Source organism: Rahnella laticis (assembly GCF_015644585.1).
Taxonomy (GTDB): domain Bacteria; phylum Pseudomonadota; class Gammaproteobacteria; order Enterobacterales; family Enterobacteriaceae; genus Rahnella; species Rahnella laticis.
This window is the reverse complement of sequence record NZ_JADOBI010000010.1, coordinates 105,115-128,937: the sequence shown is the minus strand read 5'-3', so window position 1 is coordinate 128,937 and position 23,823 is coordinate 105,115. Positions and strand designations below refer to the sequence as shown.

General features: G+C 48.3%; 19 protein-coding genes. 3 read left to right on the top strand and 16 right to left on the bottom strand.

The features are described from left to right. Positions 1-6: 6 nt before the first annotated feature. From IV433_RS19805 to pyrB, 6 genes are all read right to left on the bottom strand, one after another. On the bottom strand, positions 7-801 hold the full coding sequence (locus IV433_RS19805) for a transglutaminase family protein (protein WP_195815576.1): 795 nt from the start codon (positions 799-801) through the stop codon (positions 7-9). Then, complete coding sequence (locus IV433_RS19800) at positions 801-1,742, bottom strand: alpha-E domain-containing protein (protein ID WP_195815577.1); 942 nt, start codon at positions 1,740-1,742, stop codon at positions 801-803. Before IV433_RS19800 ends, IV433_RS19805 begins: the two co-directional genes overlap by 1 nt. After that, a complete protein-coding gene (locus tag IV433_RS19795) occupies positions 1,736-3,196 on the bottom strand; it encodes a circularly permuted type 2 ATP-grasp protein (protein WP_195815578.1) in 1,461 nt (486 codons plus the stop codon). Before IV433_RS19795 ends, IV433_RS19800 begins: the two co-directional genes overlap by 7 nt. Before the next feature lie 300 nt (positions 3,197-3,496). Continuing rightward, entirely contained in the window at positions 3,497-3,883 is a 387-nt protein-coding gene (gene ridA / locus IV433_RS19790; protein ID WP_101075009.1) for a 2-iminobutanoate/2-iminopropanoate deaminase, read from the bottom strand. 53 nt (positions 3,884-3,936) lie between these two features. Next, positions 3,937-4,401, bottom strand: coding sequence for an aspartate carbamoyltransferase regulatory subunit (gene pyrI / locus IV433_RS19785; protein ID WP_101075010.1), 465 nt, complete (start codon positions 4,399-4,401; stop codon positions 3,937-3,939). Positions 4,402-4,414: 13 nt separating this feature from the next. Beyond that, positions 4,415-5,356, bottom strand: coding sequence for an aspartate carbamoyltransferase (pyrB, locus tag IV433_RS19780; protein WP_195815579.1), 942 nt, complete (start codon positions 5,354-5,356; stop codon positions 4,415-4,417). Positions 5,357-5,753: 397 nt separating this feature from the next. On the opposite strand from pyrB, the gene IV433_RS19775 reads away from it, so the two are divergent. Continuing rightward, positions 5,754-6,224 carry a YhcH/YjgK/YiaL family protein gene (locus IV433_RS19775; protein ID WP_195815580.1) on the top strand — a complete coding sequence of 157 codons (471 nt, stop codon included), beginning with the start codon at positions 5,754-5,756 and terminating at the stop codon, positions 6,222-6,224. Positions 6,225-6,236: 12 nt separating this feature from the next. Here IV433_RS19775 and IV433_RS19770 read toward each other — a convergent pair whose 3' ends face one another. Further along, entirely contained in the window at positions 6,237-8,009 is a 1,773-nt protein-coding gene (locus IV433_RS19770; RefSeq protein WP_195815581.1) for an alpha-amylase family glycosyl hydrolase, read from the bottom strand. A gap of 164 nt (positions 8,010-8,173) precedes the next feature. Beyond that, positions 8,174-9,181 carry an ornithine carbamoyltransferase gene (gene argF / locus IV433_RS19765; protein ID WP_195815582.1) on the bottom strand — a complete coding sequence of 336 codons (1,008 nt, stop codon included), beginning with the start codon at positions 9,179-9,181 and terminating at the stop codon, positions 8,174-8,176. Positions 9,182-9,349: 168 nt separating this feature from the next. On the opposite strand from argF, the gene rraB reads away from it, so the two are divergent. Further along, entirely contained in the window at positions 9,350-9,775 is a 426-nt protein-coding gene (rraB, locus tag IV433_RS19760; RefSeq protein ID WP_195815583.1) for a ribonuclease E inhibitor RraB, read from the top strand. Between the two features lie 65 nt (positions 9,776-9,840). Here the strand turns inward: rraB and IV433_RS19755 are convergent, their stop codons facing one another. Further along, the gene (locus IV433_RS19755) at positions 9,841-10,197 is read right to left on the bottom strand and encodes a hypothetical protein (protein WP_195815584.1); all 357 of its coding nucleotides are present in this window, start codon (positions 10,195-10,197) and stop codon (positions 9,841-9,843) included. A gap of 131 nt (positions 10,198-10,328) precedes the next feature. Further along, the gene (locus tag IV433_RS19750; protein ID WP_195815585.1) at positions 10,329-10,973 is read right to left on the bottom strand and encodes a hypothetical protein; all 645 of its coding nucleotides are present in this window, start codon (positions 10,971-10,973) and stop codon (positions 10,329-10,331) included. Positions 10,974-12,321: 1,348 nt separating this feature from the next. Between IV433_RS19750 and IV433_RS19745 the strand changes: the two genes are divergently transcribed. Then, positions 12,322-13,107, top strand: coding sequence for a DUF4225 domain-containing protein (locus IV433_RS19745; RefSeq protein WP_195815586.1), 786 nt, complete (start codon positions 12,322-12,324; stop codon positions 13,105-13,107). A 456-nt stretch (positions 13,108-13,563) separates the two neighbouring features. Here IV433_RS19745 and IV433_RS19740 read toward each other — a convergent pair whose 3' ends face one another. The 6 genes from IV433_RS19740 to tssH form a co-directional block, all read right to left on the bottom strand. Continuing rightward, a complete protein-coding gene (locus IV433_RS19740; protein WP_195815587.1) occupies positions 13,564-14,043 on the bottom strand; it encodes an Hcp family type VI secretion system effector in 480 nt (159 codons plus the stop codon). A 17-nt stretch (positions 14,044-14,060) separates the two neighbouring features. Next, positions 14,061-15,422 carry a VasL domain-containing protein gene (locus IV433_RS19735; protein ID WP_195815588.1) on the bottom strand — a complete coding sequence of 454 codons (1,362 nt, stop codon included), beginning with the start codon at positions 15,420-15,422 and terminating at the stop codon, positions 14,061-14,063. Between the two features lie 43 nt (positions 15,423-15,465). Further along, a complete protein-coding gene (gene tssM, locus IV433_RS19730) occupies positions 15,466-18,948 on the bottom strand; it encodes a type VI secretion system membrane subunit TssM (RefSeq protein WP_229893581.1) in 3,483 nt (1,160 codons plus the stop codon). An 80-nt stretch (positions 18,949-19,028) separates the two neighbouring features. Then, positions 19,029-20,450 carry a type VI secretion system protein TssA gene (tssA, locus tag IV433_RS19725; protein ID WP_195815590.1) on the bottom strand — a complete coding sequence of 474 codons (1,422 nt, stop codon included), beginning with the start codon at positions 20,448-20,450 and terminating at the stop codon, positions 19,029-19,031. A 23-nt stretch (positions 20,451-20,473) separates the two neighbouring features. After that, a complete protein-coding gene (gene vasI / locus IV433_RS19720; RefSeq protein ID WP_195815591.1) occupies positions 20,474-21,184 on the bottom strand; it encodes a type VI secretion system-associated protein VasI in 711 nt (236 codons plus the stop codon). Beyond that, positions 21,172-23,820: a type VI secretion system ATPase TssH gene (gene tssH / locus IV433_RS19715; RefSeq protein WP_195815592.1), complete on the bottom strand. Its 2,649-nt coding sequence runs from the start codon at positions 23,818-23,820 to the stop codon at positions 21,172-21,174. The genes vasI and tssH overlap by 13 nt, the downstream gene beginning before the upstream one ends. Between the last annotated feature and the right edge of the window lie 3 nt (positions 23,821-23,823).

Below are 23,823 nucleotides of genomic sequence, written 5' to 3'. Positions count from 1 at the left end.
TCAGGATTATTGCGGAACGTCAAGCATGGCAACGGCCGCGACAGTGCGCATGTCTTCGCTTCCTCCCCCTAACCGGATACCGCGGACCGGGCACGCATCAAGATAATCTATGCCGATAGCCAGTTTCAAATGCTGATTCGGTTTGCAGGTGTTGTTGGTGACATCAAAGCTCTGCCAGCGGTCGTCCAGCCAGGCTTCCGCCCAGGCGTGCATGGCAACATGCGTCGAATCTTCTGAGTATAGATAGCCGCTGACGTAACGCGCCGGGATCCCCAGAATGCGGCAGCAGGCGAGGAAAACGTGGGTATGATCCTGACACACGCCCTGTTGTGCGGAAAACGCCTGCGATGCGCTGTCTTTTACGCTCGTCGTGCCGGGGCTGTAAGGCATTTTCAGCAGCAATTCGCCCATCAGATTGCACAGACTTTCGTGCTGATCCTGCGGACGATAATAGCGGTTGGCGAAATCACGGATCGCACCGTCGGCCTGTGTCAGCGGGCTGGTGCGCAAAAACACCAGCGGTGATAAATGCCCGCAATTATCGTCTTCAGTGTTGTCTTCAATTTCGACCACGCCGTTGGCTTCGATAGTGATCGCCTGATGCGGCTGATCCAGCGTCAGCACGTGTAACACATTGCCGTAAGCGTCCAGTGTGCGGGTGGCGTATTCCGGAAGCGTCAGATCCCATGACAGGATTTTCTGATGGCTGGAATCCTGCGGTGTCAGGCGCAGATATTGCGTACTGTGTTTGACCTGTTGCGCATAGGTGTAATGCGTCTGATGACTGACATTCAGTTTCATTATTGTGCCTCCAGATAGGTTTGATGAATGCTCTCAGCGATGGCGTTGGTCTGGTCAAGAAACTGCATTAACCAGGGGCTGAGGCCCATTTCGACTATCTCGTCCATTTCGGTGAAGCGGAGCTGAGCATGCAGGGTATGAACGCGGCGGCGCGGCAAATTTCCCGCTGACCCGCCGATTTCCTCCAGCTGTTCGGCCATGATTTCTACGCAGGACAACAGGGATCGCGGCAGTTCGCGGCGCAGCACCAGCAGTTCGGCAATGCGTTTCTGGCTGAGCTGCTGCTTGTAGAGCGTATGGAATGCTTCACGGGCACTGACGGCGCGCAATAAGGTGTCCATCCGGTAGTATTCGCGCACCGGATCTTCATCGGCATTGAGTAGCTGATTTTTGGCATCCAGCAGCCTTGCGGTGCTGTCAGCGCGTTCGAGCATGGTGCCAAGACGGATAAAATTCAGCGCGTCGCTGCGCAGCAAAGTACCAAACATCGCGCCACGGAACAGATGTGAGCGCTCCTTAACCCAGTCGAAGAAGGAATCCGCGCCCGCAGAGCCGACGCCCTGACGGCGGATCAGTTTCATCTCAATCCAGGTGGCATTAATACTTTCCCACACTTCGGAAGACAGACTTCCACGCACCGCATGGGCATTGTTCCAGGCCATTTGCAGACAGCTGAAAATGCTGCTGTGGTTGAAACTGTCCAGCGCGAAAAAGTTGAGCAGATTGCCCATTGTTTCCTGCGGATAGTGTTCATTGAATAATGTACGGGTGCCGGTCATGGTCAGCGGAACCAGCAGATCGTTATTTTCATCGCGGGCGCTGACGTCACGGATCGACATCATCGACAGCTTGTTTGTCACGTCCAGCAGGCGTGCGATATTTTCGGCGCGTTCCAGATAACGCGCCATCCAGTACAGTTCGCTGGCTGTTCTGCTTAGCATGCGTCACCCTCCGTCGGAACTTCCGACTCTTCTTCCAGCACCCAGGTATCTTTGGTGCCACCGCCCTGAGATGAATTCACCACTAGCGAGCCTTCCGCCAGCGCAACGCGGGTTAAGCCGCCCGGCACCAGACGAATTTCAGCGCCGGTCAGCGCAAAAGGCCGTAAATCGATATGCCGCGGAGCCAGACCGTTTTCCACAAACGTCGGGCAGGTTGAGAGTGCCAGCGTTTCCTGGGCGATATAGTTTTCGGGCCGCGTTTTCAGCAGCTGGCGGAAGCGTTCGATTTCAGCCTTGCTGGCGGTCGGGCCGATTAACATGCCGTAACCGCCTGCGCCGTGGACCTCTTTCACCACCATTCTTTCCAGATTCGCCAGCACAAACGACAGGTCAGATTCCTTGCGGCATTGCCAGGTCGGAACGTTGTTTAGTATCGGATCTTCGGCCAGATAGTAGCGGATCATCTCCGGTACGTATGGATAGATGGATTTGTCATCGGCGACGCCGGTGCCAATCGCATTCGCCAGCACCACGCCACCGGCGCGATATACCGACAACAGGCCGGGCACGCCGAGCATTGAATCCGCGCGGAACGCCAGGGGATCGAGGAATGCGTCGTCGATACGGCGGTAGATCACATCGATTTTGCACGGGCCTGCGGTTGTGCGCATAAACACCGCGCCGTCTTTCACGAATAAATCGACGCTTTCCACCAGTTCAACGCCCATTTGCTGCGCGAGGAAACTGTGTTCGAAATACGCGCTGTTAAAGCGGCCGGGCGTCAGAACGACTACCGTCGGATCATTCACCGTGGTGCTTTCCCGCAGGGTTTGCAGCAAATGGGAAGGGTAGCGGGAAACCGGTGCAATGCGTTGTTCTGCAAACAGTTCCGGATATAACCGCATCATCATTTTGCGGTTTTCCATCATGTAAGAAACGCCGGACGGCGTGCGCAGGTTATCTTCAAGCACGTAATATTCGCCGTCGCCGCCCCGCACCATATCGGTTCCGGCGATGTGCGCGTACGTATCCCGGTGAAGATCGATGCCCTGCATGCAAGGCTGATACTGATCGTTTGCCAGAACCTGTTCGGCCGGAACGATCCCCGCTTTGAGTATTTTTTGATCGTGATAGATATCGTGCAGAAAAGCATTCAGCGCCTGAACGCGCTGACGAATACCGCGATCGAGCATCTGCCATTCGCTGGCCGGGATGATCCGCGGAACGCTGTCAAACGGGATCAGCCGCTCCGCGCCATCATCTTCGCCGTAAACATTAAAGGTAATCCCCACCCGGTGGAATAACAGCGCCGCTTCCTCTTTTTTGCGCTGAACCGCCTGTTGATCGGCTTGCTGCAACCATTGCCAGTAGGCCTGATAATGGCTGCGGTGCGTCCCGTCAGCCATTAACATCTCATCAAAAAAGGGTGAATCGGAAAGGTCAATCTTGATCATCATCACCTCACAAACTGGACAGGCCGCAATTGAATCGTTCAATAACAATGAAGATCAGGCATAAAGTGTGCCAGCGTGCAAAACCTGCTGAAAATCAGGGGAAAAGAGCCCGGACTGCCCCGTTTTGGTGCGGTGACATTTTGGATTGGGTGAAAAGAGGGCAAAAATGATCGGGTTACCGTAAGTATGGTCGCTGATGAAGCAACCGCCACCGGCGGCAGGAAAACATAAGAAACCGTAACGGACAGGCGAAAAAAAACCAGCCCGGAGGCTGGTCTGTACGAAGTCCGGCTGACGCGATTAACGGCGGACGGCGATGGCTTCGATTTCGATTTTCACGTCTTTTGGCAGACGGGCAACTTCAACGCATGAACGGGCCGGGAAAGGCGCTTTGTGTTCGGTGAAGAAAGCTTCATACGTGGCGTTAACGGTGGCGAAGTCGTTCAGATCTTTCACGAAAACGGTCGTTTTCACGATGTCTGACACTTTCAGGCCAGCGGCTTCAACGATAGCCTGGACGTTTTCCAGAGACTGACGCGCCTGAGCGGCGATGTCGTCGGCCACAGCACCGGTTTTAGGATCAACAGGGATCTGACCTGAAGTGATGATCATGCTGCCCAGATCCACGCCCTGAACATAAGGACCGATTGCGGCGGGTGCGTTTTCAGTACTGATTTCGCGGGACATAATGTCTCCTGATTTTGGGTTATGGGTAAAAATCTGGTCGCCAGTATACCTGCTCAGTCGTTGTTGAGCACAACCTGATGTTCGAACTCTTTCTCACAGTATTTGCATTTCAGATGAACGCCATCTGCGCGCTGTTTCACCGCAAAGCTGGAATCCACCGGTTCAAAACGGCTGATGCAGTTGCCGTTCGGGCAGCGTAAAACCCCGATAATGCGGTCCGGCAAAGTCGGCATCAGCTTCTTCACGACTTCATAATTATCGATGCGGTTCACCGTGGCGCGCGGGGCATAGACCGCCAGCTGATTAACCTGTTCGTCGGTCAGGAAGGTGTTTTCGATTTTGATAATGTCTTTGCGGCCAAGCTCGCCGGAAGGCAAATTCAGGCCGACGGTAACGCGTTGTTCTGTCTGCGTAAATTTAAACAGTGACAGCAATTTAAAGCCGACCTGCGCCGGAATATGGTCGATCACCGTGCCACATTTAATGGCTTCAACCTGAAGTTTATTGTCGTGAGTCATGATCGTTTTCTCCTCAAGCTGACTGTGCAGTATCTGCGTTCAACACCAGCGCCAGCAGAGCCTGACGCGCAAAAATCCCGTTACCGGCCTGCTGGAAATACCAGGCGTATGGCGTTTTATCGACATCCGGCGTGATTTCGTCGATGCGTGGCAGCGGGTGCAGGACTTTCAGGTGTGGCTGAGCGCCGTTCAGATCCGCCGCACGCAGGACAAACTGCGCTTTGACGTTGGCATATTCAGACGGGTCCAGACGCTCTTTCTGTACGCGGGTCATGTACAGAATGTCAATTTCCGGCACGACTTCATCGATGCTGCTGTGCAGGCTGTATTCGATGCCTTTCTCTTCCAGCAGCGCCAGAATATAGCCCGGCATAGCGAGCGCGTCGGGGGCGATAAAGTAGAAGCGGTTGCCGTTAAACTTCGCCAGCGCCTGCGCCAGAGAGTGAACGGTACGGCCATATTTCAGGTCGCCGACCATCGCGATTTTGATGTTATCAAGACGTCCCTGCGTTTCCTGAATGGTGAATAAATCCAGCAAGGTTTGCGTCGGGTGCTGGTTCGCGCCGTCACCGGCGTTAAGAACCGGAATGCCGCCGGAGAATTCCGTCGCCAGACGCGCCGCGCCTTCCTGCGGGTGGCGCATCACGATGGCATCCACGTAAGTGCTGATCACCGAAATGGTATCGGCCAGCGTCTCGCCTTTTTTGCCGAGCGACGTATTGCTGCTGTCAGAGAAACCGACGACGGAAGCCCCGAGACGATGCATAGACGTCTCAAACGACAGCCGCGTACGGGTTGAGGCTTCGAAGAAACAACTGGCGATCACTTTGTGTTTCAACAATTCCGGTTGCGGATCCGCTTTCAGGCTGGCCGCGGTGTCGAGCACCAGCTCCAGCTCCTCGCGGCTGAGATCGTTGATAGAAATGATGTCTTTTTGATATAGCGGGTTGGCCATAGTCATTCTCCTGTTTCTTTGTTCTTAAAAGAAATGCGCTCAAAAACCGATGTTCTTAAATTCCGGACAAAAAAAAGCCCCTCAATGAGGGGCTTTCTGTAAAACGGTAATACCACGGAAGAACAACGGCAGCGGGCTGCCTGATGGCACGGTGTTTGGTCGATCATCTGAGCACAAAACGTGGCAATTGTTCATAGGTTCTCCCGGCAAATTGTGGCGCATTATACGCGCGTCACCGGTGACATCAAGCGGAAAAATAGACGAAAGCAAACGGTTGGCTACAGACACATCCGGAGACCAAAACTGTTAACTGGATCAAATGGCGGGACATCAGAGTGCATTATGATGTTGCTACATTGAAACATCATTTCATTTTTATTTTCATGAAGGGAAACCCATGATCACCGGAAACATCCATCAACTGCATTTAGTGCCTTACCTTCCCGCTGAGCTGCGCGAAGCCATTGAGTATGTGAAGAAAAATATCACGGCGGAAACACCGCTGGGTAAACACGATATCCACGGCAATGACGCGTTTGTCCTGATTTCAAATGATTCAACCGCGCCACAGGCAGAGCGTCGTGCGGAGTTTCATGCCCGTTATCTGGATATCCAGATTGTCCTGAACGGAACGGAAGGGATGACGTTCAGCAATCTTCCGGCGGGATACATTGATACCGACTGGCTGGAAGATAAAGACATCGCGTTTCTGGCTGCCGGCGAGCAGGAAAAAACCATGATTATGCAGGCCGGTGATTTCGTGGTGTTTTATCCGGGTGAAGTGCATAAACCGCTGTGCGCCGTCGGCGAACCGGCTAACGTGCGCAAAGCGGTCGTCAAAATGGACGTCAATACGCTGTCTTCTTAAGGCTTCGTCTGCTTAACGCTTTGTTCGTTTAAACAATTTCATCCGCCAGCGACGCAGTCTGCCGAGACGTTCTGGCGCTTTGAGTTTATGTTTGATCCACACGACCTGCCACGGCTGGAGCCTCATCTGGCCGTTAAACACTTCTCCGCCAATCAGATCTTTGCCTTCCACCGCCAGTTTCAGCATTTGGGAATGATCGCTGATGTTAAATACGCAGGTGATCCGATCTTCGCTTTTCGGATCATAACGTTCCATGGCGAATAACGATTTGCCCAGATCAAACACACGCTGGCCAGCCTGCGGCGAAAATGCCGGATGCGCGCGGCGGTGTTTAATCAGTTCCTGTAAGCCGTAGAACACGCGGGAACGCAGGCTGTCTTTCTTCTCAAGTTCAGCTTCCAGCGTGCCCAGTTCCAGCTTTTTACGGTTGATGCGGCGGTTGATCCCGGACTGATGCATACCGTCGAGATCGTTCTCGCTTCCGAGCAGGCTGTGGATGTAAATGGCCGGCACGCCGATAAAAGACAGCAACAACGCCTGCGCCGCCAGGAACTTACGGGCTTTCAGGTCAACATCATCTCCCGGTTCGGTCAGCGCGCTCAGGTAATTAATATTCAGCTCGTACGGCGAATGTGTGCCATCGCCGTTGTCTTTATAAGAGACCCGACCTTCTTTGCGCAGCGTTTCCTGCGCCATGTATTTACGTTCATCATCGCTGAGAAAGGTTTCCGTCGGGCGCAGCCCGATGCCGTCGTGACTCGCCAGAAAGTTGAAATAGGTGGTGTCCGGGTAGCGCGCTTCTGCATTCAGGCTTTGTGCCCACTGGGTCAGCGTCGTGGTGTCCTGACGTAAAAATGCATGAAGCGTCAGCGGCGGCAGCGGAAACTGATACACCATATGCGCTTCATCACCTTCACCGAAATAACTGATGTTTTCGTGATGCGGTACGTTAGTTTCCGTAATGAGCCGCGTGCCGGGGATCACTTCGTCGAGGATCGTGCGCCAGACTTTAATAATATTGTGCGCCTGCGGCATATGAATGCAGCGCGTGCCCACTTCCTTCCAGATATACCCGATGGCGTCGAGGCGAATGGATTGCCCGCCGCTGGCCGCGTACTGCAACAGTACGTCGATGCTCTCCAGCAGAACCTGCGGGTTTTTGAAATTGATATCCACCTGATCTTCGCTGAACGTGGTCCACAGATACAGCTCGGTGCCGTCGGCTTTGATAAATGGCGTCAGCAGCGGCGAGGCGCGCGGACGCACCACGCGGCTGTAATCCAGCTCGGGATTCGAGGCAATAAAGTAATCTTTGTAATACGGATCGTCGTGCAGATAGCCCTTCATCCATTCGCTGGATCGTGAGATGTGGTTGATCACGCAGTCGAACATCAGATTGAAATGAGCCGAAAGGTGATGAATGTCGGACCAGCCGCCGAGATGTTCGTCGATCCGGCGGTAATCAATAACGCTAAAACCGTCGTCCGAGCTGTAGGGATACATCGGCAGAATGTGGATATCGCTGACGATCTCGCGCAGATAGATATTGGCGAAATGGTTTAAGGTCGCCAGCGGCGGTTGCTCACCGTGACGAATGTTGTCGCCGTAGGTGATCAGATAAATATTGGTTCCATCGACCCAACTTGTCGTGCGGTGTTTGCCATAATTCCATTTTTCAGCAAGATGCAGGATTTTTTTCAGCAGGTCAGCAATGTGTTCTCTGGGGTAAATCCGGCTTAAAAGACTTTCCAGCCGCAGGACATACTCGAGATTAACTGAGCTCATAGCGGTTCCTTCTTACAGCATTCTTTTTGTATGAAAAATAACAGCGCTCTGAAAAGGTTAGTTGAAAATACGGGGCGCGGGCAGCGGAAGGGCGATATAGCAGAGGATTCCGGGGGAATAAAACGGCATCACTTTGGCTTGTCGCAAAATGATGCCGGATAAAATCAGACGTTGCCGAGGGTGGCGACCATCACGGCTTTGATGGTGTGCAGACGGTTTTCAGCCTGATCGAAGACCACGCTGTGGCTTGATTCGAACACTTCATCGGTGACTTCCATGCCGCCGTGCAGGCCATATTCTTCCGCCATTTGCTTGCCGAGTGTGGTCTGGTCATCGTGAAACGCAGGCAGACAATGCAGGAACTTCACCTTCGGATTGCCGGTCAGCGCCAGCATTGCGCTGTTAACCTGATACGGACGCAGCAGATTAATACGCTCTTTCCAGGCTTCTTTCGGTTCGCCCATTGAGACCCAAACGTCGGTATAAAGAAAATCGGCATCCTTCACGCCGGTCGCGATATCTTCAGTCAACGTTATGCTGCCGCCATTTTCTTTTGCCAGATGTTCACAGGTGGCGACCAGTCCGGCTTCCGGCCAGCAGGCGGAAGGTGCAACCAGGCGCAAATCCAGCCCGCACAACGCCGCCGCCTCCAGTAGCGAGTTCCCCATGTTATTACGGGTATCGCCCAGATAGGCCAGACGCATACCTTTCAGTGGTTTACCCGGCAGATGCTCCTGCATAGTGAGCAAATCCGCCAGCAACTGGGTTGGATGGAATTCGTTGGTCAGACCGTTCCAGACCGGGACACCGGCATATTGTGCCAGTATTTCTACTTTATCCTGACCGTAACCACGATACTGAATACCGTCATACATCCGGCCAAGCACACGGGCGGTATCTTTCATGGATTCTTTATGGCCAATCTGGCTGCCGCTTGGGCCAAGGTAGGTGACTTTCGCCCCCTGATCGTATGCGGCAACTTCGAAAGAGCATCGGGTGCGTGTTGAGTCTTTTTCGAAGATGAGCGCGATGTTTTTGCCTTGCAGGCTGGCCTTCTCGGTGCCGTTTTTCTTAGCGGCTTTTAATTCTGCGGAGAGTTTCAGCAGGGACGAAATCTCTGACGGGGTAAAATCCAGTAACCTGAGAAAATGACGTTTACTCAACAAACTCATGATGTCGCTCCATAGCGCGTTAGCATTTCGGATTGAATTTAAATTCAATTTAACTGTATGAATATGCAATTACAACCCCGAAGCAAAAACTTTGTCGTTTATAGTGGAGGCGCGCCCTGTGGTGTGTGAAAATAGCGGTCAAACGTCACATTGATTGAGGACTGAGATATGGCAAACCGTGAATTGCTGGACGAACAACGTGAAGAGACTCGCTTAATCATCGAAGAGCTGCTGGACGATGGCAGCGATCCTGACGCGCTTTACACCATTGAACATCACTTATCTTCAGAGAAGTTCGAAGTTCTGGAGAAAGCGGCGGTTGAGGCTTTCAAGCTGGGTTATGAAGTCACCGACCCTGAAGAGTTAGAAGTCGAAGACGGTTCTGTACTGATGTGTTTTGACGTAATCAGCGAAATCGCGCTGAAAGCGGAACTGATCGACGCTCAGGTTGAACAACTGATGAATCTGGCCGAAGCCAACGGCGTCAATTATGACGGCTGGGGCACTTACTTCGAAGGCGATGACGACGAAGAAGGTGAGGAAGGCGAAGACGAAGATTTCGTCGATGAAGATGATGACGGGAAGCGTCATTAATCGATTCGTAAATATTGAATCTTAGACAAAAGGCTGCCGGAGACGGCGGCCTTTTTTATGGATAATTATTTCTGAATGGTTGGTAATAGGTGGGTAAGATTACCGTCCCCAGACATATCATCTTTGTCACTAGCCATTTCATGAGTTTTTTGATCAACATAAACACTAAATATACGATGCTGAGCTTGTGGATCACCCCCACATTTTCCGCCATGTTTCTCTAATATATTTACCAAATCTACTCCTTGCTCAATATTTTTCGTCAGGGAGTAATCTACACAATGAATATCAGAGACCAAATTCTCGTGCTCAACAGTTTTTTTGACCAGTAAAATGGAAGGATCCTGCATTTCATCTGCCTGTGAATAGAATGAGGTAACAACAGCAGTAGTAAAAATCATCGCCGAGAGTTTAAATGTCATTTTGTTTTCCATTAATAAAATTCATAAAAATATTTTAATATTGAAATTATCTAATGCTAACCTGTAGGTAAATGATAAAGTTCATAATTAAAGGCAAAGCGTTTTTTATAGATGATTTCAAGATATTATATTTACCCAACCCTGAGCTTTCTTTTTTTTCTGGGGCTTTGATAGTTATCGATAAATAGTTTCAAGTAAGCTTTCCTGGCGCGTTCATTGATGGTCCACTCTAATGCTGTTTTGATTAATTTCGAATTTAAAATTAACCGTGCCGGATAGAGAGGTGTTGTTATAAAAACGAAAAAAACAATGTCGGAAGCCGTGGTTGCTTCGGAACATAAAAAATTATATAGATAAAATAATGAAAAAAAACCAGCCATAATTACAACAAAATTAAAAGTATAGTAAATTAGTTTTAGTCCAGCTACTATCCCTCTTGCCAGCAGGAAAACTGAGCTTATATATATAAACCCATACGTCATGGCAAATGCCATGTATAGACCATAGTAAAGTCCTGGTGATTCTTTTGTATTTATTCCTTTTAGAGCTGTAAAGAGAACAAACAACCATGAAATCATCATCAAAAACAAAGCGACGGAAAGCGCCATGAAGTTTTTTTGGAAAAAGATAACAGTTACATAATCCGTAAATTTTGTTTCAACTTTGCGATCAAGTAATTCCATATCATTATTTTTAATAACTGAGTCAATGTCGATGGCATAATTTAAAAGTTCATAAAATTTCTCACCTATGATTTTTTTATTTAATTTCTTCATCGGATATCCTCGCGGTAAATTCATTTATTGACTTGCTAATGAAATAACAAAATGAAAATGGAATTACTGTAAAAGTTAAGATTATTGCATCAGCTAGGAATGGATTAAAATCATATCGTTCGCTGTTATACCAACCCAATTGGTCATGGGTGTATTCATAGCCATAACTCGCGAGCGTATCTAGAGGGATTAAATTGTTTACAGATGAAGTTAAAAAATATGTAACACTAAAGCTTATATAATAAACTAAAATATAATAGGCTATTTTATTAAAAAAGATGTTTTTTGATTTCGAAGTAATGCTAGTGATAGTCATTATCTTAATCATTGTTATGTGTGTTGGTATGACGAATGCTATTACAAAACCATAATATACCATTTTTTCCAAATATTGGTTTTCGTAACTTTCACTTAGTATTCCAAGTTTTTTATTAATGAAAATTAAAACCAAATCTGTTAAGTTATAAAACAAACCATTTATTATCGTAACATTTAACAGAAAAATTGTTAAACTAAAGAAAATTATTGGTTGCGAATATCTGTTTTTCATGAATATTTGATCCAGTTATTGGTTCTAGTTATCTTAACAATGCAAATTAATTCTGTTCGTTTAACTATCTAATCTTCTTCCAAAGGATGTTCCGCACATTTAAGTGGAGGCGCGTCAACAATGATTAGGGGGCTCATTAGTTTGTATAACTAGTGAGACTATAGTGTCTGACCGTTGTTTTTTTTAGCTACAGGACTGTGACTATAAATCATAGGTTTTATAAAATACAACATGTTGATTATAATTCGCTTCATTAATTTTTCTAAAAATGGAATTTTATTATGCCGATGCTAACTCGGATGCTATGTATCTTGGCTTGAAACTTCTACTTTTAATATATCATATTACTTGATGTTAAACTCATCAATGTTCTTTTGTAGAAAAACTAAAATTTTATTGATGCATGATAACTTCACGGGTGAGATTATTTGTTTAAACCGAGTAAAGATTATTATCTGTATGTGTAAGTAATATTAATAATATATTTATCAAATACATTCACGATATTGATGTATGCATTATTAACTATCTAATATCTAACTAAGTTTATTTTTTATGTTCTCATAAGTCTAATGCAGATCAAAAATTAGAAATTATTTGAGCGTATTATGGGTATCTCATCATTAGATAATAGGGATGTCATTAAATGAAAAGCGAATTAGGAGTAATCACGTTACCGGATGAACTGAGGTAGGCATTTAGGAGGTTATCCGTGTGGTGATGTGCCGATTTACAAACAAATACTATCTTTAGTTATAAATAAATCATGTTGACAATTTATATTTTAGAGAGGGATGTATGATTGAAAGTAATAAGATTCAATTAAAGTTAAAATCCGATGAACTAACACAGTTAGTCAGGTTTTTATCATATGATTATTTATCCAGCTATCGTTCTAAATTAGAGTTCAGAAAGATGGTGTCTGATTTTATAGAACGAGTCCTTTATGATGTTGAAACGAATTGTTTGACAAATGTTGGAGGAATTCAAAAAATCCAGGCTGAAATTGATTCCCTTAAAAATCAATCTCGCCAGATACAAAATCAAAGAGTTGAACAATATGCTGCCGTAAAATTAAAAAAGAAAAATAATGAAGTAAATGTTTTACTTGCTCAGGCAGGTTTCGTAGGTGGTGGCACACAGATATATACTGGTTTTGATGTTTGTCTTGCTTCTTTGGGTATGCGTTGTAAAACATGGGGTATTCCGTTGATAACACATGGGGTTAATAACATGTATGAAAATGGATACTACCTATTATTCAGGAAAAATTCGCCCGGCTGGATTAGAGATGGATATAGAACAATAGCGGTTTCAGCAGGTGCAAAAGAAGATGTTGGGGACTATGCATATGCTATTCTTGACCTTGGACTTTCAGCTTATGGTGTTGCGGGTAAAATAATCAAACCTCGCGAAAAATCTTGGAAGCTCTGGACCGTTATGAATAATGACTGGATCTATGGTTGGCAGGATATGGGGGTTATTCCTCTATTGACAGAGGCAGGGGTTGATAGTGCGACAATATATTCAAGCTATAGCCAATTCAAACAAATTAGAGTAGGTAACAGTTTTGATAATCACTAACTCCAGAGACATCGTCATAGATTCTTTTTCATATATCCCTATATTATTATATTTTTCTTTTTCATTTTGTATCGCGATTTTTCTTTATTGGGTTAGATCATTCTCTTTATCTGTCAGAAATGCTCCTTTGTTTATTATTGCACTAATTATAAACTTATGTATATCTGCTTCATATTTGTATGCTGGAATTTATGGAAATGGTTTTACAAAGATAATTGACTTCCTAGAATACTCTTACTTGCAGTATTCATGTTTTCTTTTTTCTTTTTTATATATGTCGTTAATTCCAAAGGCCAGTGGACCGTTGAAGTGGAAGTGGTGGTAGTTTAAATATTTATATCGTGTTGCGTACCTGTGAAAAAATTGGAAATGGTTGATAGATATCGTTGATATTTTAGCGCTATCTATCAGCCAATATTCATCTCATGTTGCTATGGTAAATTGATGCCTTGAACGTCACAGAACTCTATCATTCCATAGGCTGTAGGCACTCGTCCCTGCAGTGATATGTTCCCAAGTGATTGTTTCGTATGAAAGTGTTAGTGTTTCATGAGGCAGGCCATTACTGTTAAGTATCACGTTAGGGAAAATTACTTCAATGTTGGTAATTCGAGCTTTAGTTAACTTAACTTTGTAGAATAACTCGTTAATGCCAAATTTATTTATCCTGTGAACATCAAAGTCACATGTGAGTATTTCATTTTCTGACACTGCCTTCCCAAGTAAAGGCGATGATTTATCGATTGGCTTCGTGATAAATACCGGGTGGTGATTGGCGTTTTCTTCTCGTGAAATAGCATGTGAAAGGTCATAAACCATAATCTGATCCAAATGCGCGATCTGGGCTTTATTCCCTATTGAATCCAGAGACGAACACCCTGCTGAAATCAGACCCTGGGTTTGGCCGTTGAGGGTTAAGTAAATAAGATTTGCCATGATGTTATTCCTTTATCTTAGTCATGAATATTAGGTGTATTATTTAGAGGCGCACTATCCGGCATGCCGGTATTTTTGATTAGCAGATAACGACTGGATAAAGCGTCAAGTCTTTCGTTTACTTGTTTCTCTAACGTTTGCGTATTTTTATTCTGCTTTTTGGCGTCTTCGAGCTGGGTTAATAACGCTTCAACCGGAATTTCCTGATTCAGTAACGTTTCGGCCTGATAGGCGACGGTTTTGAGATAGGAAAGTGTGACACCTTCTTTGCTTTTTTCCCGTTGCAGCAACAGCGCGGCAAACTCGTGCAGATCTTGCTGAACCTGAAGATAGCCGCGCAGGGTCGGGCTGTTGTCAGCGCGCAGTTTAAGGGTGTTATGCCAGCGCGCAGTCGCCTGTTGTTGCAATTCATTTTCGGGCCAGACGGAGGCGGCCATTTTTGTCAGGTGCTCTCCGGTCTCCAGCGCCTGCAGTGGTGACGTATTCAGCAAACGGCTCAGGCGCAGCGGATACGTTTTCAGTTCAGGTGATGTCAGCCAGAGCGCTGCGCTGCCTTGCGGGGTGTCGTTAACCAGGGCAATTTGCTGCTGTATAGGATTGACCTGCCACCACCATAATCCTCCGAAGACCAATGCTGCGCAGGCTATACCCGCCAGAAAACCGCAGGTGACCGGCATTCGCGGCGCGCGTTTTTTATTTTCTGAATCCGTGAAATATACTTTAACTTTTGGTGCCTGATTCGCCGGCTCCATGCTGGGCAATGGGGAATAGACAGGGTCTGAATGCGAGGCTGGTTCTGGCATATACACCAATGTTGGCGAGGCATATTGCAGAGCCTGAGCACTGTGAGCCTGTTGTTCTGCTTCAGTGCGTTTACGGATGTTCTGCATAAAATAGAGCAGATTTTCAACTCGCGGAACGCGCTTGAGCTCTACCTGCTGGAGTTTGTCGCAGATGAGCTGTAACGTGCGTTCGGTGCGGTACAGTAACGGGGCATCACCGAGTGCCAGGGAAGGGTTTTTACGCAGAATATTGCCGATTCGGGTATTGAACCATTCCAGCATATCTGTACGTGCCTGATAGTTTTGCGGCCAAAAACGCTCCCATTCGGCGGTGATCAAACCGGCCAGCAGTTCGCAACCTTCGCAAAATCCCGACAATCCGTTAATTTTCGTTCGCGCCAGCGTGTAGTAGGTTGCCGTGTGCAAATCGACGCCGTTGGTTTTGAACAATGTCAGGGCCACGGATTCGATCAGCCGCCAGTTAACCTCCGGTTGGGAAGGGTGGTTGGATTTATTGATCTCCTCACGAATGGCACTGAATTCTGGAAGGAAGCGCGGGTCGTCGCCCAGTTTGATGGTGTGTGTTTCGTCACTCATAGTTTTTCCTTAATACCCCGGCATTGCAGCCGGGGTGAGTCCTTTAATACAAAGTATCCGGCAAGGTAAAGCCGCTAAAGAGGCCGCCTGTGAACGGATTATCCTGTGTGTCGAAATGCAAGCGATAAACCATGTACCCTCCGTCGACGTTGAAACGGACATCGAATGAGCCGTCGTCTACGTTAGTCAGGCTGCCTGCGTCGATTAAACGGAACTGCGCCCACGGCCCCTTGAAACTGATGCTCCGCGGTGATCCGCTGTCGGTGCCGACGAGCGTCAGCTTGCTCTCCGTGCCATTGCGCATGGTGTTAGGCCAGACCAGATGGGCTGTGTAATTACGGCCATGGCTGTAATCAAGTAACTGACCGTCCATGTTCAGAACGCTGCGGCGTTTGTTGGAAGAAAGTTCTGTTGTTTCAATAGCATATTGAGTGCCCAACGCACTTTGCTGCGTGAAGAAGGTTTCACGGATTTTCTGCGCGGTTTCCAATTGCTCCTGCACATCCGGACGGATTAGCACGTCGCCATCTTCACCCCACGTCAGTTTATTTTCGATAAACAACTTCAGGTTCTGTTGATAGAAGCTGTCGAGAATACCGTCGGGTTTGAAGAACCGGTTAAAGGCGTCCAGAGAAGCATCCTGCGTGGCTTCCGGATTAAACGGATAGCGGTCGGCCAGCGTGTCCTGGAAGGTTTTTACGACTTTGTCATTCCACTCTACTTCCATGTAATGAACGGCTTCAATCATTACAACATGCCAGGCCTGATCGGCCATTTTGCCCACCCAACGGTTTAGCGGTGCAGGCAGTGTTTTTGCCATCTGGCGGGTGGCGAAGATTGGATCGCTGTTGTTCTGATCGAGGCGCATCTGTACGGCTTTCAGCGCCGATTTGCCCGGTACTGGCGAGTTCTGGATTGCCAGCAGATAGCGGTGCAGCTCGGTCAGTTGCTGATAGACAGCCTGCAACGTGCTTTCCTTATCTTTTGTCTCGGTCAGTACGCCGTTTTCCGGGGCGAACTCGCGGCCTAAGCGCGTCAGCAACTGGAAATCGAGCGAAGACATCATCTCGTCACGCGCTTTATCCGGCAGGTTTGCCGGCGGCGGTGGGAGTTGCGTGTTATCACGAAGTGTTTGCAGCGCACGATAGAATGGCTGATCTCCGCTGATGATTTGCTCCAGCGCATCCGTCACTTCCTGAATATCTTCATAGTCCCGGATATCCAGATTATTCATCCCCGCCTGCCAGGTTGCGGTGTAATCGCTGATGTATTGTTCAGTGATGTGCCTTTGGATCTCTTCCCTGTCGGTATCGCTGAAGGTGACATCTTTCGTGATATTCAGCACCCAGCTGTCCAGTGCCGTGAGTTCCACCAGACTATCGCGTTGTTTAACAAAGTAACTTTGCAGCCCGTAACGGGTCAGAAACTGTGGTATTGCCAGTTCCTCTTCTTTGTTAGCCACAAAAACTTTGTCAAAGCTTGGGCCGATTTGATCCCGGAGATTAAGATCGGCAGGCAGAACGCCCTGCGCTTTTGCCCTCAAACTTTGGTAAACCCGCTGGTAGATAGACAGTTTACTCAGCTCACGTTGCGCGTTGGCGATGGGTTTGTCGTAAGGAACAAAGCGGTTGATTGCATCGTTATCGCCGCTCATTCTGCGTCCGTGCCAGTCAGTGTGATCCAGAGCATAATCCAGATGAGACATCAGCTGAGTTTGTAAGGCACGCTGACCGTGGAATTGGGTGCTCCAGCGTTGAGCCATATATTGCTCTACAACTTTATTGTCCCGACCGGTTTTATCTTCCAGCATACGGATGACCCGCAATACGGCGAGTTTCTGCTCGCTGCCGGGAGGGGCGGCATTTAAGTCTTTGATCAGGCCGTTAAGCAGAGCGGGTAAATAGCGTTGCTCAAGCAGCTGGAGGTAGGTTTTTTCAACATAAGGCCCGATTTTGACACCCTGATAGAGCGCCATATCGGTCAGAGAATTGTGTTCGCGGTAGTCACCGTATGCCAGTGTGGCATCGCGCATTGGGTTAAGAAGAGGCAATTGCAGATTGCCCTGCTCATCAATTCCCTGCGGGGGCGGTATTTCCATAAAGGATTTTGCTTGTGCCAGCACCGTGACGCCGGCCTGATAGTTGGACCGGTAATAATGATGCCAGCCAGTGATGCAAGCCACGATGGCTGCAGCCCCAATAGCTGTAAATACAGTGCGTCTGCGGCGATTCTTATTTAACCAGACGCTGTTTTCGCTGGCGAGATTAGGTTCTGACAGCAAGACTTGTGGGAACAAATTACGGGTAAAGTAAGGCTGAGTTTCTACAATCGGCCATGAGGAAAGCGCAGTCTGGCCCAGTCGATATTGCGCGCCTGCAGACTGAATAAATACATCGTCAACCTGACCGCGTTGAAGTGATGATGTGAGATAAACACCCCGCAGCATAACTGACATATTATCGCCCGCCAGCAGCCCGCAAATCAGGGACTCAAGATACTCATTGATTCCCTGCATCTGACGGTTGAAGCTGAACAGCATACTGCGTTGACTGCTTTCCACGTGGTTCAGTAATAAGTCAGGAAGCGCCTGATTAAAAAGCTGCATCCATCCCTGCCAGAATGTCTGTAATTCATCACGCCAGTGGTCGTTTTCGTGTGAGCCGTCGGTGAAAGTGACACCCAAAATAGTATCGCGCTGCTGTTTATCCAGCGGCTGAAATAGCGGTGCGAAACCGTACAGTAAATCCAGTTTTGTCAGAACTAAATAAACCGGTAATTCACAATGCAAATGCTGGCGAATATCTTGCAGTCGCTGGCGTAATATCGTCAGTTGGTGTTCGCGCTGGTGTTTGCTGGCCGTCAGTAATTCAGGCAAATCCAGAGAAAGGATAATGCCGTTAAGAGGCTGACGGGGGCGATTCTGACTTAACCATGACAACCAGTGCGACCAGAGCCGATTGTAGACATTGGCCTCATCCTGACCGCTGACAGGCTGTTCTATCAGCTTACCGTCAATATCAAAAATAATGGCATGTTCGCCGACGCGTGGGGAAATCTGCCAGGTTGCATTATTTTCTCCACGCACTTTTTCAGGAATATAGATCGTATCTGACGGATATCCTTCGTGCAGTAATGTCGTTTTACCACTGCCTGAAACGCCGATGACCATATACCACGGAAGCTGGTAGAGATAATTACGCTTTGCCAGGTGGCGTTGCAGACGAAGTAGCCAGCGATCCAGATGCCGTTGTTGCTGATGAATCTCCAGGCTCAGCGGATCTTTTTCATGCTGACGCTGTTGGCGCTGGATTTCTTCAAGATGCTGCAGGCGTTTTACCACTCGCCAGGTCAGCCAGGCGAGCGCAATGAGCACCCAAACGGATGTTGCCAGCCAGCGGTTAGCCTGTGGTGCAAGGGGATGCTGTTCTCCCAGCGTCCAGGAGGGACCTTTCCACCAAATCCAGACTAATGAGAGTACCCATCCGACGATCAGTAAGATCATTGCAGAGATCTTCAACCGCGGCATTGCTGGTCTGAGTGTGGGTTTTAATGCCCGGAGAAAACCCGGTTTTGATATTTTGAACACGTTAAAACTCCTGTTTTACTTCACTGTTCCGTCGTGATTTTTACTTTTAATTGTTCAAGCAACGCAGGTTCCCAATCGGGTAGTGTCATCTGGCGTGCAGTCTGATGCAGAGTGGTATATTGCTGATGTGCTGAGGCCAACATCCCTGTTTTTTCAAGCAGTTGAGCGCCAAGGTATTGCCAGTAAAATTGTTGCCGGGGTTCGCAGGTTTGTTGCAAAAGCGCATCAATGCGTTGTAATGCGGGAACCAGTCCCTGTTCCGAAAAGCACTCCCAGATATCTCTGGTGCAGCTAACACTGCCTGAAGAGGGATCTGACGTATTTTTATTTGGGCTATTTTCCGCCAGCCATTTCTGAGTCTGGTCTGCGAGAAAAGCAGTCTTGTCAGTAAATTGCAGTGTTTTCAGCATGGGAATGCGGTTAAGAAAAAGATTCAACTCATCGCGAATGGCTTCTGCGGTATCAGAGAACCCCAGCCGGGAAGCGATACACGCGGAGAGGTAATGACCATCAAACCAGTAAGGTGCCAGTAATAGACTTTTCTCGACCTGTTCCCAAAACTCGTGAGTCGCAGAGGGCAGGCGTGTTTGATAATCCGCCATCAGATCGGCCGGGAAAGCCGCAAGGGGTGTCCGGCCATCTTGCTCAGCGGGTGGCGCGGTCATGATATTTTGCCAGAGTGCGTGCCGGCGTAAGCGGTATCCGGTAGTGCTTTGGGGATGTTGTTTACACAATTGCTCAGCGACTTTCAGCTGCGTTTGCCGCCATGATTTATCATCATGGTTTTCAATGCTGACAGGAAGGGAAGGGAGGGCATTATCGATGGCGCCCTTTGTACCGGTTTCAAGAGGATCGGGTATGGGCTGCTCACTCAATCTGACTTGTTCTGCCGCCTGCGCCTGAATACGGCGCTGATAAAGCAGGAATAACGCGTCAGCAGCATCAGAAAGAAGAAGGTTGTCTGTTTTCTTCCAAAGTTGCGCGAGATGAGCACATTCACCCAGCATGGCATCACGTTGTACCGGCGTGGTGTCGTTTGCAAAACTGATTGCAGCTGTTTCAAATCTTTTTACTATTTGCAGCGCAAAGCGATTTTTGTGGGCGATCTTTTGCGGCCAAGCCTGCTCCCAGTAATGCTCAAGATATTTTGTCAGAAGTTGCATCGCTAAAAGCAATTCAGCGGCTTTTCCACCATGCTGCAAGGAGCGCAGTAAATGAACGACCAGACGAAAATCCTTGCTCTCAGTCGACAGTAATTTCAATGTACGCTGTTGGATTGCTTCCAGATCAAGCTGACCATGCGTCAGTGAACCCAGCTTGACCATTTCGCTGTCGATGTATTCCCAGTCAGCATTCGACTCACTCATTTCTGAACGAATCTTATCTTCTGGTAAAGACGCAAGGACATGCGTGAACCATGCCTCTGATTTTTGTATGTCCATAATTTCCCTTTCTAAATTCCGTATTACTCGTTTGCCCAATGGCAGGCAACTCTTAAGGGCGCGAGCGTTTTTTCCAGATCATTAATGTCAAATGTCAGTGGCTGAGATGACGTATTTTTATAGGCTGATGTGGCCTGAGCCGGGAAGCTCAAGGCGATCGTCAGCATTTTTGCCCCAAATAATTGTTTAATTTCATCAATCCCGGGCAGCCCGTGGCTGGAGTCGAGAAGAGAGTCGTTTTCCCTCAGAAACCAGTGCGCATTGGTATGTGACTTTTCCGTCGTGATAGCCAGATCAGGCTCACTGCTGAGGGGCTTGGGTAACGCAATTTGCATGCGCGTAATGTTATCAATACAGCTGAACATCAGGACTGGCCGCGGTGGAAGGCTGCCCAGTGCTGGCGTTGTAATCACGACAGAAGGATGTTCTCCTTCTGTTTGCGTGATCAGAAAGTGTGTGGAGTGATCATCACGCTGGCTTTCCTGCCCGAATGCACGCTGCCAGGCTTCGCCTTGTACCTGAGCTTTCACCAGCGCCCCTGAAAAATCGGGGTAAGCCGGAGTAAACAGACGGTCATAACAATCAAGCCGCACCAGTGAAGAGGGCTCTGCCCGACACTGAGTCATTGCTTTTAGCATGGCTTCCCCGGTGTCTGTTTCTGATTTCGGCGATGCAGAAAATGCCGTTCCTGAAGTGAACGGCAATAACAGGAAAAACAGTATTACTCTGCGCATAACACGCCTTCACTGTTGACCGTGGTTTCTTCCTGAATATCCGCAGTAAACTGGTGTGCTTCTACGCCAATCTCAACATGATTGATGGCAGAGCCTGCTGCCAGTTTCTGAAGCAGCAGCAATGAGAGTGGGGGGAGCACTTCGCCGTCGATGATAGATTCCAGCATGCGAGCCCCGTTCTCAGCACGGGTAACCCGGAGCATGATTTCATCACTGACTTTTGCATCAATTTTGACCGTCGCACCGAAACGCTGATTGAACACATTTTCTAACCGCTGTAATTTTGCAGCGATGATGGTTTTGAGTGTTTCATCAGATAAAGGCAGGAATGGAATCGTTTCCATTCGTGCAAGCAGCGCCGGTTTGAAGAAGTCAGCCAGAATTGGATACAGCGCTTCACGCATCATTTCCGGATTGTCGGCATGCTCGACAATGACCTGATACCCGAGGTTTGACGTCAGGAAAAATACAATATTCTTACAGTCGATCAGCCTGCCTTCACCATCGGCCATTTCACCTTTATCAAATGCCTGATAGAAAAGATTCAGTACGTCCGGATGTGCTTTTTCCACCTCATCAAGAAGTACGACAGAGTAAGGCTTCTGGCGGATAGCCTCTGTCAGAACTCCTCCTTCACCGTACCCGACATATCCCGGTGGGGAGCCAATCAGGCGGGAAACGGTATGTTTCTCCTGAAATTCAGACATGTTGATTGTCGTAAGATACTGGCGTCCGCCAAACAGTATTTCTGCCAGCTGGAGTACGGTTTCTGTCTTGCCAACGCCGCTTGGCCCTGCCAGCAAAAATGCACCCAACGGACGCCCCGGCCGGCGTAAGTCTGCTCTTGCCGTCAGCAAATGTTTATGCAAATGAGCAATCGCCAGCGGCTGTCCCTGAATTTTTTGGCCCAGCCATTCTGGCAATTCGGTAATCAGTGACATTTCGCTTTGCGATAAACGGTTCAGAGGTACCCCTGTCCATTCAGCAATAACAGCAGCGATTTGGCTTTTATCGACATGTGGAGAGACCAGCGTTCTTTGCTGATGCAAAGGTTCCAGTTCACTCATCAGTGCGGCCAGTCTTTCGCGTTTTTGCACAAAGGCTTCATTTTCTGATTCTGCATCTTCGGCGTGTAAAAGCTCATGGCGCAACGTAATGATTTGATGAACTAAATCGCGCTGATTCTGCCAGCCGATATCCAGTTCGTTCAGCTGGATTTGAACGTCTTCGTGAAGCTGATGCAGTTCTTCTAACCGCGAACTATTCTGCTGTAAACCAATACGTTGTTCGCGCTCAAGCTGACGAATTTCTGCTTCGTATTGATGGTTTGCGGTAGTTAACGCTGAGATCTGTTTCGGTGGAGAAGACAGATTTATCGCTACCTGCGCGCACGCTGTATCGAGAACATCAATGGCTTTATCAGGTAGCTGACGTCCCGATATATAACGTTCGCTGAGTATGGCCGCTGCGCGCAAAGCTTCATCGTCAATGAGGACACCATGAGATTGTTCATACACGGACGCCAGGCCCCGGAGAATAACAGTGGCTTCTGCTGCGGTAGGTTCTGAGACTTTAACCGGCTGAAAACGCCGCGAGAGAGCTGCGTCTTTTTCGAAATACTTTTTGTATTCGCTCCAGGTCGTGGCTGCGATTGTTTTAAGCTCACCACGTGCCAGAGCAGGTTTGAGCAGATTGGAAATATCCAGCCCGCCTTGCTGATTCCCGGCACCAATCAGCGTATGGGCTTCATCAATGAAAAGGATCGCCGGACGTGCCGCCTGCCGGATCTCCGCCATAATTCCTTTAAAACGCTTTTCAAATTCGCCTTTAACAGAGGCTCCCGCCTGAAGCGCGCCCAAATCCAGCGTAACCAGATCGGTATTTTGCAATTTCTCCGGCACCTGACCTGCAACCATACGCAACGCCAGGCCTTCAATCAGTGCGCTTTTTCCCACCCCCGCTTCACCGACAACAATAGGGTTGTTCTTTCGCCGGCGGCATAAGATATCGATCATCAGATCAATTTCGTTATCGCGGCACAGGACGGGATCGAGTTTTCCATTTCGGGCGTCATCGGTAACATTGCTGGAATAGCGGGCCAGAAGACTCTCTTCGCCTGAGATCAGGCTACGGCTTTGCGTTTCGCCATTTAAGATGACTGATTCCGCTGAGCTTTTCGTCCAGTTGGCAAATTCCTGCTTCAGCAGGTCGCGATTTATGCGTGTCAGTAACTGCGCTGCATCTGCGGGAACATAGCGGAGCGGCGTGTGAAGTAAAGCAAGGAGGAGTATCCCTCCGCGTAATTGCGAAAGCTGCATTTCTGCTGAAGCCAGAAGCCACGCATCTTTCAGCCATTCGACCAGTAGTGGCGAAAAACTCGGGTAGCTGTCGGCTGATTGGCTGCGGCCTTCCCCGGCCAATATGAGTGCATCATGCAATTCATCAATATCGATGTCAGTTTGTTCGATGATGACGCGGACATCGCTGCGTGGCGTCATCAGCATTTGCGACAGTACCTGAGCAACAGTAATTTCGATTGCCTGTTGAGTCACGCACTCAGCAGCAGCCATTTCTAATGCCTGTTTTGATATGATATTCAGTCGGTTGACTAATACAGGTAGGTCTATCTGGATCATAGA

Bases quoted from the DNA above. Each gene is read 5' to 3' on its own strand.
- IV433_RS19795 (WP_195815578.1), bottom strand. From the start codon at position 3,196: ATGATCAAGATTGACCTTTCCGATTCACCCTTTTTTGATGAGATGTTA.
- tssA (WP_195815590.1), bottom strand. From the start codon at position 20,450: ATGGACATACAAAAATCAGAGGCATGGTTCACGCATGTCCTTGCGTCT.
- IV433_RS19805 (WP_195815576.1), bottom strand. From the start codon at position 801: ATGAAACTGAATGTCAGTCATCAGACGCATTACACCTATGCGCAACAG.
- IV433_RS19775 (WP_195815580.1), top strand. From the start codon at position 5,754: ATGATCACCGGAAACATCCATCAACTGCATTTAGTGCCTTACCTTCCC.
- rraB (WP_195815583.1), top strand. From the start codon at position 9,350: ATGGCAAACCGTGAATTGCTGGACGAACAACGTGAAGAGACTCGCTTA.
- argF (WP_195815582.1), bottom strand. From the start codon at position 9,181: ATGAGTTTGTTGAGTAAACGTCATTTTCTCAGGTTACTGGATTTTACC.
- IV433_RS19740 (WP_195815587.1), bottom strand. From the start codon at position 14,043: ATGGCAAATCTTATTTACTTAACCCTCAACGGCCAAACCCAGGGTCTG.
- tssM (WP_229893581.1), bottom strand. From the start codon at position 18,948: ATGCCGCGGTTGAAGATCTCTGCAATGATCTTACTGATCGTCGGATGG.
- ridA (WP_101075009.1), bottom strand. From the start codon at position 3,883: ATGTCCCGCGAAATCAGTACTGAAAACGCACCCGCCGCAATCGGTCCT.
- IV433_RS19745 (WP_195815586.1), top strand. From the start codon at position 12,322: ATGATTGAAAGTAATAAGATTCAATTAAAGTTAAAATCCGATGAACTA.
- tssH (WP_195815592.1), bottom strand. From the start codon at position 23,820: ATGATCCAGATAGACCTACCTGTATTAGTCAACCGACTGAATATCATA.
- IV433_RS19750 (WP_195815585.1), bottom strand. From the start codon at position 10,973: ATGAAGAAATTAAATAAAAAAATCATAGGTGAGAAATTTTATGAACTT.
- IV433_RS19770 (WP_195815581.1), bottom strand. From the start codon at position 8,009: ATGAGCTCAGTTAATCTCGAGTATGTCCTGCGGCTGGAAAGTCTTTTA.
- IV433_RS19800 (WP_195815577.1), bottom strand. From the start codon at position 1,742: ATGCTAAGCAGAACAGCCAGCGAACTGTACTGGATGGCGCGTTATCTG.
- IV433_RS19755 (WP_195815584.1), bottom strand. From the start codon at position 10,197: ATGACATTTAAACTCTCGGCGATGATTTTTACTACTGCTGTTGTTACC.
- IV433_RS19735 (WP_195815588.1), bottom strand. From the start codon at position 15,422: ATGAGTGACGAAACACACACCATCAAACTGGGCGACGACCCGCGCTTC.
- pyrI (WP_101075010.1), bottom strand. From the start codon at position 4,401: ATGACTCACGACAATAAACTTCAGGTTGAAGCCATTAAATGTGGCACG.
- vasI (WP_195815591.1), bottom strand. From the start codon at position 21,184: ATGCGCAGAGTAATACTGTTTTTCCTGTTATTGCCGTTCACTTCAGGA.
- pyrB (WP_195815579.1), bottom strand. From the start codon at position 5,356: ATGGCCAACCCGCTATATCAAAAAGACATCATTTCTATCAACGATCTC.